This is a genomic window from Runella sp. MFBS21 (assembly GCF_029433105.1).
GTDB lineage: Bacteria > Bacteroidota > Bacteroidia > Cytophagales > Spirosomataceae > Runella.
In genome coordinates this window covers 15,676-31,576 of sequence record NZ_JARNTW010000006.1, presented here as the reverse complement: position 1 = coordinate 31,576, position 15,901 = coordinate 15,676, and the positions used below count along the sequence as shown (strand labels likewise).

At 40.8% G+C, this 15,901-nt stretch carries 9 protein-coding genes; 7 read left to right on the top strand and 2 right to left on the bottom strand.

All coding sequences use genetic code 11. The features are described from left to right. Positions 1-51 precede the first annotated feature (51 nt). From ileS to P1X15_RS14490, 5 genes are all read left to right on the top strand, one after another. A complete protein-coding gene (ileS, locus tag P1X15_RS14510) occupies positions 52-3,498 on the top strand; it encodes an isoleucine--tRNA ligase (RefSeq protein WP_277338850.1) in 3,447 nt (1,148 codons plus the stop codon). Positions 3,499-3,641: 143 nt separating this feature from the next. After that, positions 3,642-5,114: a serine hydrolase gene (locus P1X15_RS14505; protein WP_277338849.1), complete on the top strand. Its 1,473-nt coding sequence runs from the start codon at positions 3,642-3,644 to the stop codon at positions 5,112-5,114. Between the two features lie 298 nt (positions 5,115-5,412). Beyond that, a complete protein-coding gene (locus P1X15_RS14500) occupies positions 5,413-7,122 on the top strand; it encodes a hypothetical protein (RefSeq protein WP_277338848.1) in 1,710 nt (569 codons plus the stop codon). Between the two features lie 99 nt (positions 7,123-7,221). Continuing rightward, positions 7,222-7,395, top strand: coding sequence for a hypothetical protein (locus P1X15_RS14495; RefSeq protein ID WP_277338847.1), 174 nt, complete (start codon positions 7,222-7,224; stop codon positions 7,393-7,395). Between the two features lie 18 nt (positions 7,396-7,413). Next, a complete protein-coding gene (locus tag P1X15_RS14490) occupies positions 7,414-8,544 on the top strand; it encodes an SDR family oxidoreductase (protein WP_277338846.1) in 1,131 nt (376 codons plus the stop codon). A gap of 67 nt (positions 8,545-8,611) precedes the next feature. On the opposite strand, the gene P1X15_RS14485 is transcribed toward P1X15_RS14490, so the two are convergent. Beyond that, a complete protein-coding gene (locus P1X15_RS14485; protein WP_277338845.1) occupies positions 8,612-10,765 on the bottom strand; it encodes a S9 family peptidase in 2,154 nt (717 codons plus the stop codon). Positions 10,766-10,821: 56 nt separating this feature from the next. Here P1X15_RS14485 and P1X15_RS14480 point away from each other — a divergent pair, with 56 nt between their 5' ends. Further along, positions 10,822-13,713, top strand: coding sequence for a metallophosphoesterase (locus tag P1X15_RS14480; RefSeq protein ID WP_277338844.1), 2,892 nt, complete (start codon positions 10,822-10,824; stop codon positions 13,711-13,713). On the opposite strand, the gene P1X15_RS14475 is transcribed toward P1X15_RS14480, so the two are convergent. Next, positions 13,703-14,167 carry a (deoxy)nucleoside triphosphate pyrophosphohydrolase gene (locus P1X15_RS14475; protein WP_277338843.1) on the bottom strand — a complete coding sequence of 155 codons (465 nt, stop codon included), beginning with the start codon at positions 14,165-14,167 and terminating at the stop codon, positions 13,703-13,705. The genes P1X15_RS14480 and P1X15_RS14475 overlap by 11 nt on opposite strands. A 209-nt stretch (positions 14,168-14,376) precedes the next feature. On the opposite strand from P1X15_RS14475, the gene P1X15_RS14470 reads away from it, so the two are divergent. After that, the gene (locus P1X15_RS14470; RefSeq protein WP_277338842.1) at positions 14,377-15,885 is read left to right on the top strand and encodes a DUF4301 family protein; all 1,509 of its coding nucleotides are present in this window, start codon (positions 14,377-14,379) and stop codon (positions 15,883-15,885) included. Positions 15,886-15,901 lie beyond the last annotated feature (16 nt).

Genomic DNA, 15,901 nt, shown 5'->3' with positions numbered 1-15,901 from the left:
AACTAATAGGGATTATGAACCAACGGCAATTTTAATAAAAAAAAAGGCCCGATGAACTACAAAGAGTACAAAGGATTGGACTATGCTCAGGTAGGCAAAGACATCCTTCAGTTTTGGAAAGACAACCAAATTTTCGAAAAATCTGTCGAAGTACGCGAAGGGGCACCGTCGTTTACTTTTTATGAAGGACCTCCCTCGGCTAATGGCACGCCAGGGATTCACCACGTGATGGCTCGTACGATTAAAGATATATTTTGTCGTTACAAAACCCTGCGTGGCTATCAAGTGAAGCGCAAAGGAGGCTGGGATACACACGGCTTGCCTATTGAGCTACAAGTAGAAAAAGAACTAGGCATCAAGAAAGATGATATTGGTATAAAGATTAGTATCGAAGACTATAACAAAAAATGTAGGGAAGCCGTAATGCGTTTTACGGATCAATGGCTCACGATGACCGAAAAAATGGGCTATTGGGTGGATATGGACGACCCCTATGTTACGTACAAAAACGACTACATTGAGAGTCTTTGGTGGCTTCTTAAGCAGCTATACGACAAAAACCTTTTGTATAAAGGTTATACTATTCAGCCTTATTCGCCTGCGGCAGGCACGGGGCTTAGTTCGCATGAGCTCAATATGCCTGGTACTTACAAAGAGGTAAAAGATACGACCGTGGTGGCTCAGTTTAAGGTAAAATTGACGGGAAAATCGGGTTACCTTTTTGATACCGCCGATAGTGATGATATCTATATCTTGGCTTGGACGACTACCCCTTGGACACTCCCAGCCAACTCTGCCCTCACAGTAGGCGCAGCAATAGATTATGTACTTATCAAAACTTTCAACCCTTATACTCATCTGCCCATCAATGTGATTTTGGCGAAAGATTTGGTAGGGAAATATTTCTCAGAAAAAGGCAAGGACGTTGATTTGTCGACCTATAAAGAGGGCGATAAGGTGATTCCGTGGAAGGTGCTTTTGGAGTTTAAAGGGGAGCATTTGGAAGATATTCAGTACGAGCAATTGTTGCCTTACATCCAGCCACTTCAAGATGAAGATAAGGCTTTTAGAGTGATTTTGGGTGATTTTGTAACGACCGAAGATGGTACGGGGGTGGTTCATACTTCGCCTACTTTTGGTGCTGATGACTTTAGAGTAGCCAAAGCCAACGGCGTGCCCCCTATCATGGTGCGCGACGAAAACGGCAAAGATGTGCCTATCGTTGATAAACAAGGGCGTTTTGTGAAAGAAATGGGTGAATTTGGAGGGCGTTTTGTCAAAGAAGAATACTATTCGGATCAAGTACGCAACGAGCCTGATTTCAAGCCTACCGATGTACTCATCGCTATCAAGTTGAAGGAGGAAAACAAAGCCTTCAAAGTAGAAAAATACGAGCACCCTTATCCGCATTGCTGGCGCACCGATAAACCTGTGTTGTATTATCCATTGGATAGTTGGTTTATTGCTACTACCAAACTCAAAGACCGCTTGGTAGAATTAAACAAAACCATCAACTGGAATCCCGAAAGTACTGGAACAGGGCGCTTTGGCAATTGGCTCGAAAATCTGGTAGATTGGAACTTGAGCCGTAGCCGTTATTGGGGAACACCCCTGCCGATTTGGCGTACCGAAAGCGGCGAAGAGATTTGTATTGGCTCCGTAGAAGAGCTAACCTCTGAACTCAAAAAAGCGGTAGAGAGTGGAGCGTTGAGTGATGAACAGCGTGCTAAAAATGAAGCTTTCTTGCAATCACAAGGTACCGAAGCTTTTGATTTGCATCGTCCGTATGTTGACGAAATCTTTTTGGTTTCGGCTAGTGGAAAAGTAATGTACCGTGAGCCAGACCTTATTGATGTATGGTTTGATTCGGGCGCGATGCCTTATGCGCAGTTTCACTTCCCTTTCGAAAACCTCGATAAGTATCCCAAAAGCATGGGTGGTACAGCCGATGATGATGCAAAAACATCTTTCCCCGCCGATTTTATCTCTGAGGGAGTTGACCAAACGCGCGGTTGGTTCTTTACCTTACACGCGATTGCGGGCTTATTGTTTGATTCTGTATCGTTCAAAAACGTCGTTTCAACGGGCTTGGTGTTGGATAAAAATGGTAACAAAATGTCGAAACGTCTCGGCAATGCCGTTGACCCTTTCTCGACCATTGATACTTATGGTCCCGATGCCACACGTTGGTATATGATTACGAATGCCGAACCGTGGGACAATCTCAAATTCAATATTGATGGTATTGCGGAAGTGCAGCGTAAGTTTTTCGGAACGTTGTTTAATACCTACAATTTTTATGCGCTTTATGCCAACCTCGACGGGTATAGCATTGAGCAGTTTGATCGCCTCCCTAAAGAAAAATTGACTGAGCTAGACCGTTGGATTATCTCCAAAGTGTTTTCGTTGGTCAAAGAAGTAGGCGAGCATTTCGACAACTACAATCCTACCAAAGCGGGAAGGGCGATTCAGGATTTTGTGTGTGATCACCTTTCCAACTGGTATGTGCGTTTGTGTCGTCGTCGTTTTTGGCAAGGCGAAATGACCGACGACAAGCGAGCTGCGTACCAAACGCTCCAGCATTGTTTGGCGGCGGTAGCGCAGTTGATGTCGCCGATTGCGCCTTTCTTTGGTGATTGGCTTTATCGCAACCTCACCGAGCACGTGCGCGAAGAGTCGATTGCTAAAAACACGCCTTTCAAACATACATCGGTGCACTTTACGGATTGGCACACTTATGAGCCTTCGTGGGTAGATGCTGATTTGGAAGAGTCGATGCAGCTGGCACAGGATATTTGTTCGTTGGTACACTCATTGCGCAAAGCTCACCGAATCAAAGTGCGTCAGCCGTTGACGAAAGTGTTGATTCCGGTATTGAACGAGAAAATACGTCAGCAAATTGAGCACGTAGCACCTATCATTATGACCGAAGTCAACGTCAAAAGCGTAGAGTTTGTGAGTGACGACAGCGGTATTTTGAAGAAAAAAATCAAACCAAACTTCAAAGCTTTGGGCCCTAAATATGGTCCTAAAATGAAAGAAGTAGCGGGTATTATCAATGGCCTTGGCGCAGAAGGTATTGCAGAGATTGAAAAAGAAGGGTCATTGGTAGTGGCTGGATTTACGCTCCTGCGCGATGATGTCGAAATCATTGCCGAAGACGTGCCAGGATGGTTAGTGGCTAGTCAGGGTAGCCTCACGGTAGCCTTGGATGTGACCATCACCGATGAGCTTCGTCGCGAAGGTATCGCACGCGATGTAGTAAACCGTATTCAAAACTTGCGCAAAGACAGTGGTTTGGAAGTTACTGACAAAATCAAGGTAACTCTCCAAAACAACAACGAAGAACTCGCGGCAGCAATCGTTACCAATCGCGATTATATCTGTCAGGAAGTGCAGGCAGTTTCGTTGGATTTGACGGCTGATTTGAATGGCTCCGCCACCGAAATAGAAATGGATGAGTTTTTACTAAAAATAAAACTTGAAGTAGCGAGCTAGTGTGTTAGGTACTTGTTAAAACCCAATCCCTGATTTCTTCCGAAGAAATCAGGGATTTTTTTGTATCTCATTTTGTAGTAAATTTAAATTGTATCGATTTTGTTCTACCCATTTTTATTTTTTAATCCCAACCTTTTATTGCTATGAAAACTACTTTCTCCACCTGTTGCGCACTGTTATTTTTATTATTTTATTCAGGACATGGATTTGTGCTTGCTCAAGACATACAATATGCTCCTGATATTGAAAAGAAAATCAAAGAAGTAGAAAATAATCTAGGATTGTGGGTACAGATTGAAGGGGCTAAAATTGAGGCTACCCTTCAAGATCGCATGGCATTCCATAAAGTAAATGGGGTGAGTATTGCGGTCGTTAAAAACTATAAAATTGAGTGGGCAAGAGGTTTTGGTTGGGCGGATATTAACACGAAGCAACCCGTCACTACAGCGACATTATTTCAAGCGGGCTCGATTAGCAAATCGCTCAACGGCGTTGGAGTTTTGAAATTGGTCCAAGAAGGAAAGCTAGACTTGTCGGCTGATATTAATAATTACCTAAAATCATGGAAATTTCCTTACAATGAGCTTTCTAAGGGAAAGAAGATTTCGACTGCCAATTTGCTAAGCCATACAGCAGGGTTGACGATTCATGGATTTCCAGGTTATGAAGTAGGAAAGCCTTTACCTACCTACGCCCAAATTTTGGACGGCGCTAAACCAGCAAATACTTCTGCCGTTAGGTCGGCTTTTGAGCCGGGATTAAAATTTCAATATTCAGGCGGAGGTACTACGATTTCGCAAGTTATGGTGGAAGATATTACTGGAAAACCGTATGATGTCTATATGTGGGAAAATGTATTGAAACCTATGGGTATGCTTAATAGCTCCTATACTCAGCCACCCGCCTCAGGCAAACCACTTGCCACGGCTCATAACAACAAAGGGAAAGCAATCAAGGGGAATTATCATCTTTATCCCGAACAAGCGGCGGCCGGCTTATGGACTAACCCAAGCGACTTGGCTCGCTATATTATTGAGACGCAATTGGCCTTGGAAGGAAAATCCAGTAAGGTCCTTTCAAAATCTATGACCAAATTACGCCTAACACCCTTTATTGATAAATCGTCGGCTTTAGGAGTTTTTGTTGATCAAAAAGGTGAGCAAACTTACTTTCAGCATGGAGGGGTAGATGAAGGTTTTGTAGCCCAATATTATGGTAGTATAGAAGGCGGAAATGGCGTGGTTGTGATGGCCAATACCGCCACTACTTCCATAATTCCTGAGATTATTAATAGTGTGGCTAAGGTGTATGACTGGAAAGGATTTTATAACCCCCAGCAAAAAAAGGTAGTTGAGGTGAATGATGCATTCCTAAATAGGTATTTAGGAGATTATCAATTGGGCGATGTTAAGGTATCGATAAAAAAAGAAGGAAAAGATGTATATGCGGTTCAAAACGGGGGGAAGATGAAATTGTATTTTACCAGCGATACTGATTTTTTTATTTTGGAAGTTCCGAGAGGCGAATTCACTTTTTTAAAGGATAGTGAAAATAAGATAACGGGTGTCCAACAAACCCAAGGAAGTGATTCTTTCAAACTTATGAAGGTTTTGTGAGTTTGGTACGGGTCAAAACCCACATAGGTTTCGTTGGATTTGCCAGCTGATTTGGATGGCTCTGCCATAGAGATGGATGAGTTTTTACTAAAAATAAAACTTGAAGTAGCGAGCTAATTTCTTTTTTGTTTTCTCAAAACCAAACCCCTGATTTCTGTCGAGGAAATCAGGGGTTTTTTATGGGTTTCGAGATGGGAAGGTAATAAATACTAAACACTGTCAGATACTTTTGGGGTAAATGCCTACGAATCAAGCATCTATTTTAGAATGTCTGCTTTTAGGCTTATTTTTACAGCACATGAAATACTCTACATTGCTGTTCTTATTGTGTTATTTGGCTAGCCCTGCGTTCGGACAAGCCAACGATATTTTTTTTTCTGATTTTGCCTCTCGCGAAAAACTCATCGATTCTATTTTTAAAACCCAATCAGATCAAAGACTAAAAGATACTGTAGCTTTCAATCAATTGATTAAGCCCTATCTAACTCAGGCAAAAAACAAAGGTGATCAGGCCTTAATCGAACGCCTTCATTTAGAATACTTTAGGTATAGGTTACAGCAAGGCAGTAGAAGTTATACGACCAATCTACACGACTATAATTATTTGGTAGACAATTTCTCTTCCAAAGACAAACACTATTTGGAGGTGATAGCCATGCAAGCGTATGCCAATTATTTACGTGATTTGGGTAAGAACTACGCATTTACTTTTGAACTATACATAGAGGCGTTTTATAAATACGAAAACTTCACTATTAGAGACTTTCCCCACAAAATAGACTACTTATATGACATTGGCATTGCGTATTATCAGTTTAGGGATTTTGAGAATACTATTCACTATTTGACCAAAGCAGTAGCCGAATCCAACAATCTTTACGAAAGAAATACCGGTTTGGTCAATACCATAGGGTTGTCGTATCGTGAATTGGGAAAGCTAGATTCGTCGATGATTTATTTTCAAAAGCTAAACCAATTTGCCCTACGAAAAAACGACCCTAGTTGGATTCTGATTTCAAGGCTTAACATAGGACATACTTATTTTATGTCCCAAAACTACACAATGGCGAAGAAAGAAATGGAGTTTTGCCATACTTATGCCCTAAAGACAAACCAAAAGTTTGGGATTAGTGAAGCCTGTATTGCATTGGCTCAAATAGCTTTATTAGAACAAAATTACCTCCTTGCGCAGCAAAAAGCCCTAGAACCTTATAAGATTTGGAAAGAGAAATTTGGAGAAAAATGGATTCAAGAACGGATGTCGGTGGCTAAAGATATTTTCGATATTTTGGCGAAAGTCTATGCTCATAACGGCAATTATGCCCTAGCGTATAAATATCGTGACTCATCGTTGGTCATCAAAGATAGCCTCAATCGTCAGTACAATGCTCTTCAGCTTTCTACGGCTCAGCACAAAGTTGTACTAAGCAAATATCAGCAAGAAAAGCAGGCGCTTAATTTTGAACGAAAAAAACAAACCCTTATCCGAAATGCATTGCTCATTATTATTTTTTTGAGCAGTATCATTGCTCTATTGTTTATTAATAATCAGCGGTTGAAGCGCAAAAAACTGGAAGACGATAAAAAAAATGCCGAAGCCAAACTCAACGATTTTACGAAGGCGCTTCAACAAAAAACGGAGTTGATTGACCAGTTTTCCAACGAATTGGAACAATATCGAGAGAAGAAAACGGAAGATAACCGCAACGATATTATATTTCAATTACAGCAATCTACCATTCTGACAGACGAACAATGGGACGAATTTCGTAATATGTTTGAGCAAGTACATCGAGGTTTTTTGACCAGATTAAAACAAAAAATGCCTGATTTGACACCTGCCGAAATCAGGTTTGTGGTATTGAGCAAGCTCAACTTATCGCCCAAAGATATGGCCAATATACTTGGCGTAGGGCCTTCTGCTATCCGAAAGTACCGTTATCGGCTTCGCAATAAACTTCACCTCCCCGAAGATGGTAGCATAGATGAAGTAATCGCTATGATTTAATGGTTTCGTATCTGATTGATTGGTAGGCGTTTATCAAAAGTAACGTTTTTGGAACGCTTGTTTTTTGTATTCTTTCTCGCAGCCTTCAATTTTTGCTGCATGTACACTAAACGTATTCTTCGGTCTATCAAAAACAACTTCCGATTGCAGGTTGTGTTGGTTATCCTTATGGCTTTTGTTATGTCGGCTTTAGTATTCTATTGGTACAATGCCAGGATTCAACAGCTCAATAATAACTTCCCTACTGACCCTGCTCACAAAAATCATTATTAACCTTAAAAAACCTATTTTATGAAAAACAATCTTAATTTTATTCTTACGGGTGTAACGGGTGTTTTGGGTTCACATATATTTTATGAACTAATGCTCAAACTACATGAAAATCAATATGAAGGCAACATTGTGCTTTTGCTGCGTTCAAAACCAGGCAAAACGTATATGGAGCGTTTTGATGAGTTGTTTACTCAAAAGCTTCTACCCAACTATCTGAAGCAAGTAAATGTGGAAAGAATCCGTCATAACAATGTTACATTAATCGACCTTGATCTCAATAATATTTCGGAGGTCGAAATGAACATTTTGCAAAAAGGCGACAAATATCATCTGATTCATTGTGCGGCATCCGTAAATTTAGGGAATAGCCCCTCTGCTTATGAAGAAATCAAAAAAACCAATTATAATGGTACGCTTCAATTACTAGAGGCATTGAAGCCTTATATTTTTAAACTTACATATATCAGTACCGCTTTTGCATATCGTCCTATGGAATACAACGACCCACAGGGCTATGGCAAAGTAGAGTATCGGAATCATTACGAAAAGTTTAAAGCGCAAGTAGAAGAAGAATTGTTTAAGGTATGTGCAGGTTATGGGCTTCAATGTCAGGTACTACGTCCTAGTATTATTTGTGGACGGTTGATAGATTACCCTCATCATGTAATAGGCCGTTTCTTGGTGTTTTATTTGTTTGGGGCATTTTTTTACCGTATCAAAGAAACTCCTTATAACAATCTTCCGCTACGTATTACGATCAATCATGGCTCAGGGCTCAATATCGTAGCTGTAGACTATGCGGCAAAAGCAATCGTAAGAGCTTTGAATACCGATATACGAGAACTAAATATTGTGAGCAGTAAATACGTACCAAATACTTATACCATTCCGGCATTACTGAAAGAGGTGGGATGGCATAATTTTGAATTTACCGACATGGTTCCTACTGATATGAATGCTGCCGAAAAACTCTATTATCGTACAGTAGGCCCGCAGCTCAACGATTATTTACTAGCGCCTGATTATGAGTTTGATGTAGAAGTGCTGATGGAGCTCATGAAAGATATCGAAGAGCCCGATATTTACATGCATTTTCGTGACTTGTGTCGTTATGCGGTAGAACAAAAGTTTAATAATATTTTAGCTTGATGGGTGTTTCTAATGAAAAGCCGTGCTGTTTTTAACTTGAAATTGATAACAGCACGGCTTCAAAATTTCACTTGTTTATGCCTAATCTTGTCAGAATAAACGCATAATTGAAAGCTTCTTCTTTGAGATAATCAAAACGGCCTGTAGCTCCACCGTGACCCGATTCCATGTTGATTTTGAGCAATACCAAGTTATTATCTGTTTTGAGATCACGTATTTTGGCTACCCATTTGGAGGGTTCGTGGTAGCCCACTTGTGAATCGTTGAGACCACCCGTCGCTAAAATATTAGGATAATTTCCCTTTTTGAGGTTGTCGTAGGGAGAGTAAGTCATGATATAATCGTAGTCTTCCTTGATATTTGGGTTGCCCCATTGTTCGTATTCTTGGGTAGTGAGGGGAAGGCTACTGTCAAGCATTGTATTGATTACATCCACAAAAGGTACTTCGGCTACTACCACTTTGAATAAATCAGGGCGTAAGTTAGTGACAGCTCCCATCAACAATCCTCCTGCACTTCCGCCGTTGATTGCTAGTTTGTCGGAAGAGGTATACTTTTCTTTGATAAGATGCTCCGCACAAGCGATAAAATCGGTGAAAGTATTCATTTTCTTTTTGAGTTTGCCGTCTTCGTACCATTCTTCTCCTAAGTCTGAGCCGCCGCGTATTTGGGCAATGGCATACACAAATCCACGATTTACAAGACTAAATACATTGGAATTGAAACCCGCATCGGACGAATACCCATAAGAACCATAAGAATACAACAAGCAAGGGTTGGAGCCGTCGATGTCGATTCCTTTTTTATAGACAATCGCCATCGGTACCTTTACGCCGTCTTTGGCCGTAGCCCATAGGCGTTTTACTTCATAATCATCAGGATTGAAACCACTCGGTATTTCGCGTTCTTTGAGTTTTGTGCTCTGATTACTAATCATATCATAATCATAAATCGTAGAAGGACGATTGAGAGACGTATATGAGTAGCGGAATTTGGTAGCGCTAAATTCGGGTGTACCAGATGGATAAGCGGTATATACAGGTTCGGGAAAATTGATGGTTTTGGTGTTACCTGTAGCTATCTCTCGTACATCCATTTCGAGTAAGCCATTGATTCTTTTGGTAATGACCATGTACTTTTCAAAAACATCAATGCCTTCAATTTTGGCTTTGGGGTTGTGAGGAATGACTTCTTTCCACTTAGAGCGATCTTCGTAACCTTCTTTGGGAGCTTCCAATACTTTTTGATTTTTGTTTTGTGGGTCTTTCCAGGTTACAAAAAAACGATCAGTATAGTCATCTACGCTGTATTGAATGTCTTTTTGGCGGGGCAAAAATAGTTTGAATTTAGCATTCGGCTGGTCGGCTGGAATCCAGCGCATATCAGCGCTTGTAAAACTCGAAGAAGCAATGCCAATCATTTTCTTGGTCTTGCTCCGACCTACATAGGTGTTAAAAAGTTCATCCTTTTCTTCATAAATCAGTTCGTCTTTTGCGGAGCTTCCAAGTACATGTTTATAGATTCGATAAGAGCGTAGGGCAGCGTTGGGCACGCTATAAAACACCGTTTTGTTGTCAGCGGCCCAAGTCATGCTTCCTGCCATTTTAGCAATTTTATCTGGGAGTTCTTGCCCTGTTTGTAGATTGCGAAACTTGAGATCATATTCGGCATACGAGCCTGTGGTATTACTTACATAGGCGGCGGTGGTATTGTCGTCGCTTACATCATAGCCACCCCAAATCAGGGCAGGTTTGCCTTCGGCCATTTTGTTGAGGTCAAAAGTGATTTCTTCGGGGGCGTCGAGGCTACCTTTTTTACGGCAATTGATACCGTATTGTTTTCCTTTTTCTTGTCGTGTATAGTAGTAGTAGCCATTGTCAAAGAAAGGAACCGATTGGTCATCTTCTTTGATACGTCCTTTCATCTCTTCAAAAAGCTTGTTTTGCAAGTCTTTAGTGCTTGCCATTACGGTGTCGGCATAGGCGTTTTCGGCTTTGAGATAGGCGATGGTTTCAGGGTTGTTTTTGTCTTTGAGCCAAAAGTAATCGTCGGTACGTGTATAACTGTGATTAGTAAAAGTTTGGGGTTTTTTGAGAGCTTTAGGAGGGGCAGGATAGTCGGCTTGGGTAAGTACTTTTGTAGTTTCGGAAGGGGCTTTACAAGCGCTAAATGCCAGTATAACCAGCGTAGTCACCTGTGCCAAAATTTTGAAGGTTTTCATGAAGGAAAAGGGTTTAAAAATAGAAAAGCAAAATAGTAAAAAAATGCGCAATTTTGTTGAGACATTTTGCTTTCCCGACCTTTCGTATGTTGTTTCTTGATAAGCGGTTTTTATTCTTTTGTTTTTTTTGCGCAAATGCGCCTTTTCTTTTTGCCCAAAAACTAATAAGGGGGCCTTATCTCCAAATAGGGACCCCTACTAGCGTAGTTGTCAAATGGCGTACCGATGCGGCTACTTATACCAAAGTCTTTTATGGGACTGGATTAAACTCCAAAACACAAATGGTAAAAAATGATGCCGTTGTGACTGAACACGAAATCATCATTACAGGTTTGCAACCTAACACCGTTTATTATTATGGGATTGACAACAATGGAGAAATAAAGGAAGGGGTTGATTACTATTTCAAAACTGCTCCTTTGCCAGGCAGCAAGCAAAAAATTCGGATATGGGCAATGGGCGATATGGGTGATGGCTCGCCCAATCAAAGGTCAGTAAGAGATGCTTATCTCAATAGCATCAAAAAAGATAATCGACAGACAGATGTGCTGCTGCTGCTGGGTGACAATGCCTATGCTATCGGAACCGATGAAGAATACCAGTACAATTTTTTTAATGTATATCAAGATTACTTCCTAAAAAACAATGTATTATGGGCTATTCCGGGAAATCATGAATATTATTCGGGTGCGCAAAACCGCCGAGATATTGCTTATTTTCAGATATTTTCTTTACCCACAAAAGCCGAAGCTGGTGGGGTAGTGTCGGGTTCCGAAATGTATTATTCTTTTGACTATGGCAATGTGCATTTTGTGGCGCTGGATTCTTATGGGATTGAAGAAGACCGATACCGATTGTACGATACATTAAGTCCTCAAGTGGAATGGCTCAAAAAAGACCTTATTGCCAACAAACAACCTTGGACGATTGTGATGTTTCATCATCCTCCATATACTCGAAATTCCCATGATTCGGATTATGAAGAGCAGCTGAAGCTTATTCGCCAAAATCTAAATCCTATTTTGGAGCGATTCAAAGTAGATTTGGTATTGAGTGGGCATAGTCATTTGTACGAACGCTCACGTCCTATGCGTGGGCATACGGGACTTTCGGATACCTTTCGTGATGATTTGCACTTGACGAGCCTTTCGTCAGGGCGCTATGATGGGGGAGAAAACGCTTGTGCGTACGTCAAAAATGGCGGCGACGAAGGCGTGATTTATGTAGTGGCAGGCTCGTCGGGACAAAACAATGGTTTTAATGGAATCGCTCATCCTGCCATGCCATTCAAAAATTCAATCAATGGCGGCTCGGTAGTGATAGAAGTAGAAGATAATCGACTGGATTTTAATTGGCTTTGTAATGACGGCATTGTAAGAGACCAATTTACGATTTTTAAAAATGTTCCTAAAACCGTTCGTTTAAAAGCTCAACATGGAGAGAAGGTAGTTTTGAGACCCGATTGGAAAGGAGTTTACCGGTGGCCAGATGGAACTACGACATCGACTTTTGATTTTAGACTTTTACAAGATACTGTCATTACAGTAAAAGATGAATGGGGCTGTTTAGAACAAAAGTTTGTGGTTAATATTGCCGTCAAACCTTCCATAAAGACCCGTACTCCTCAAGCCGTTTGTGAAGGCCAAAATCTTAATGTGGCCTATTTAGTAGAAAATACTGACTCACGTCAGTGGCAATATCGAGTACAATTATCAGATGAGAAGGGAAGTTTTGAGAAACCTACTTTTTTAGAAAATAGTGGAGAACAAAATGCTCAATTAAGTGTATCAATTCCGAAGGGAATACCGCAAAGTGCAACCTATAGAATTAGAGTGATTGCCAATGCTCCTGGGTTTGAGTATACCGCTTCGGATGCTTTTGCAATCAAACAAAAAGCAACGGCAACCCTTAGCGGAGATACAACTATAGAGGCAGGTAAAAGTGCTGAGTTGAAATTGGTGTTTATGGGTACGCCACCCTGGACTTATAAATTATCAGGAGGAGCAACGGCTACCACTACTATCAATCCCCTCCTTGTTTCTATAACCCCCCAAATGACGACCCTGTACGAGTTGGAAACTTTCGCAAATGCGTGCGGAAATGGCGAATACCAAGGGAGAGTTCAGGTAGTAGTAGTTCCAAAAATTACAAGCACTTTGTCAGTCAATGAAGTGCTATGTGACGAAACTACGGCATTTTTGAATTTTCAAGTAGCAGGTACTTTGCCCAACAATATCCGTTTTGTGGCGCAGCTGTCTGATGCCAATGGCAGTTTTAATACTCCTAAAAACATAGGCAGTGGTATTGAGAGCCCTATCAAAATTGTGGTTCCTAAAGAAGTCGAATTTGGAGGAAATTACCAATTGAGGACAATTCCCGACCAAGTCAGTGTATACAATATAGCACCGACGGGTGTCTTTTCTATCAAACAACGTGCAAAAGCGAGCATAAGCGGTGATACAATTGTACAGTTAGGAGAGAAGGCTTTATTGAAACTCTCATTTCAAGGACAAGCACCTTGGACTTACAAACTATCTGATAGTACTTCTGCCACTACTACTGAGCGTTTTGTATCCCTGCCTGTCTCCCCTGACTTGGCAACTACTTATACCCTAAAATCGGTGACAAATATTTGTGGTATAGGAACAGTGAGTGGAAGTGCAAGGGTGAATGTATTCGTAACGAGTACCATGCCTCAAGAGAGTCAGATAAAGGTGTATCCCAATCCTGCTCAAAATAGAATTTTCATAGAAGTAGAAGCTACTCAAAACAAAACTTTAGAGTGGGAATTGTGGAATGTGGAAGCTAAGGTAGTAAAACAAGGAAGCTTACGAAGAAGTCAACGAAATCAGACTGAAGTAGATATTCATAGTTTACCAGCAGGGGTATATCTACTCAAAATGGTGTTTGCAGGAGCGACGATTGAGCGTAAAATCATTAAACTCTAACTCTTAGCTTAGGATTGCGGCAGAGAAGTTTCGAATCGCGGTATTGGAAGAATGTCTGGATTACGCCTAAGTCTGCTTCTGCCCAATCCAACTTGTATATTTCTTCAATCTTTACCCATTTGTATTGAAGATGTTCTGTAAGTACAATAGGGGCACTCATAATACGACATATATAAGGCACCAGGCATATGATTCGATGCGTATCTTCTTTGTATGTAGGCGCCAAACGAACCCCGATTTCAATCTCAACACTCATCTCTTCCATTATCTCTCGGTGAAGGGTTTCTTCCTCGCTTTCACCTTCTTCTACTTTGCCGCCCGGAAACTCCCATTTGAAAGCCAGCGACATACCATCACTGCGTTGAGCAGCAAAGATACGACCCTCCTTCTCGAAAATAGCACAAGGTACTACTACGAGTTTTTTGGGATGTTCGGAGGGATGAGAGTGAGACATACGCGGATATTTATTTTTATACAAAGGTACGACGTAAAATCATTTTAATGTTGTTTTTTTATCAAATGGTCATCAACTTCAGAAATATTTTTTACTTTCAAGCCTGTTTTATGAGTTATTTTAAATTAAATATGACAAAACAAATATATTTTTTATTCTGAAAATTTATCATTCAAACATAATCTTAATTCAACTACTTCTCTTATATCATGTTTACGGAAAAAGACCTTATTCAAATTGCTAACCAAGGGATTTCACTTGAAACGATTCAGCAACAAATTGCTCATTTTCAAACAGGTTTTCCTTATCTAAAAGTACTCAAAGCGGCTACAGTGGGAGACGGAGTGGTACGAGTTGAGGAAAACGAATTAGCCACATTGGTGGAGGAGTTTGATGCACAATCGGCTGATATTTCTTTATTAAAATTTGTACCCGCTTCGGGCGCCGCTACTCGGATGTTTAAATCACTTTTTGCTTATAAAGATGAAGGCAAGAGTGATAAGTCTATCGTAGAGTTTGGTGAACGTTTACGCGATTTTGCTTTTTTTGAGGATCTCAAAACCGCAATGGCAAAAGATGATATTGACATTGAAACCGAAATTGCAGCGGGTAATTTTCAGAAAATCGCTGATTATCTTCTTTCAAGCAAGGGCCTAGATTATGGTAATCTGCCAAAAGGGCTATTGAAATTTCATCGTTATGAAACAGGCGCTCGCACTCCCGTGGAAGAGCATTTGATTGAAGGAACCAATTATGCCAATGCGGCAGGGGTAGTTCGTATTCATTTTACGGTTTCGCCTGAGCACCGTAGCCGTTTTGAAGCATTGATTGACGTCGTAAAACCCCATTATGAAGATGAGTTTGGGGTAACGTATGAGATTAACTTTTCCGAACAAAAGCCCTCGACCGATACCATTTCTGTCAATATAGACAATACTCCTTTCCGCAACTCGGACAGCAGTTTGCTTTTCAGACCAGCAGGACATGGTGCTTTGTTGGCCAATTTGGATGACCAAGACGGAGATGTGGTTTTTATCAAAAATATTGATAATGTAGTACCTGATCAGCTCAAAGAAACCACTTTTGTTTACAAAAAAGTATTGGGAGCATTGCTTTTGAAATATCGTCAGCAGATATTCGATTTTCAAGAAAATATCGAAAACGGTGGTAAAGATGATACACTCATTGAAGAACTAGCTTCATTTTATGAAAAAATACTTTACACTTTACCGCCAGCAGATTTTGAAACTTGGAGTAGTGCCCAAAAACTTGCCTATTTTGCCGAAAAGCTAGACCGTCCTGTACGGCTTTGCGGTATGGTTAAAAACGTAGGCGAGCCAGGTGGTGGCCCTTTCTGGGCACTTAATCCTGACGGTACCACTTCTCTTCAAGTAGTAGAATCAGCGCAGATTGATATGAGTGATTCGGTCCAAAAAGCTTTGTTTGATACCGCTACCCACTTCAATCCCGTCGATTTGGTATGTTCGTTGAGAGGGTACAAAGGCAAAAAGTTTTCACTGATGTCTTTTAGAGATATTAATACCGGATTTATTACCCAAAAATCAAAAGATGGTAAAGATCTAAAAGCCCAAGAGCTTCCAGGACTCTGGAATGGTTCGATGTCTGATTGGAATACGGTATTTGTGGAAGTACCACTTATTACCTTCAACCCCGTCAAAACCGTCAATGATTTGTTGCGGAAAGAACATCAAGGCTAAAAAAGTAAAGGCGGGA

Bases quoted from the DNA above. Each gene is read 5' to 3' on its own strand.
- ileS (WP_277338850.1), top strand. From the start codon at position 52: ATGAACTACAAAGAGTACAAAGGATTGGACTATGCTCAGGTAGGCAAA.
- P1X15_RS14505 (WP_277338849.1), top strand. From the start codon at position 3,642: ATGAAAACTACTTTCTCCACCTGTTGCGCACTGTTATTTTTATTATTT.
- P1X15_RS14500 (WP_277338848.1), top strand. From the start codon at position 5,413: ATGAAATACTCTACATTGCTGTTCTTATTGTGTTATTTGGCTAGCCCT.
- P1X15_RS14495 (WP_277338847.1), top strand. From the start codon at position 7,222: ATGTACACTAAACGTATTCTTCGGTCTATCAAAAACAACTTCCGATTG.
- P1X15_RS14490 (WP_277338846.1), top strand. From the start codon at position 7,414: ATGAAAAACAATCTTAATTTTATTCTTACGGGTGTAACGGGTGTTTTG.
- P1X15_RS14485 (WP_277338845.1), bottom strand. From the start codon at position 10,765: ATGAAAACCTTCAAAATTTTGGCACAGGTGACTACGCTGGTTATACTG.
- P1X15_RS14475 (WP_277338843.1), bottom strand. From the start codon at position 14,167: ATGTCTCACTCTCATCCCTCCGAACATCCCAAAAAACTCGTAGTAGTA.
- P1X15_RS14470 (WP_277338842.1), top strand. From the start codon at position 14,377: ATGTTTACGGAAAAAGACCTTATTCAAATTGCTAACCAAGGGATTTCA.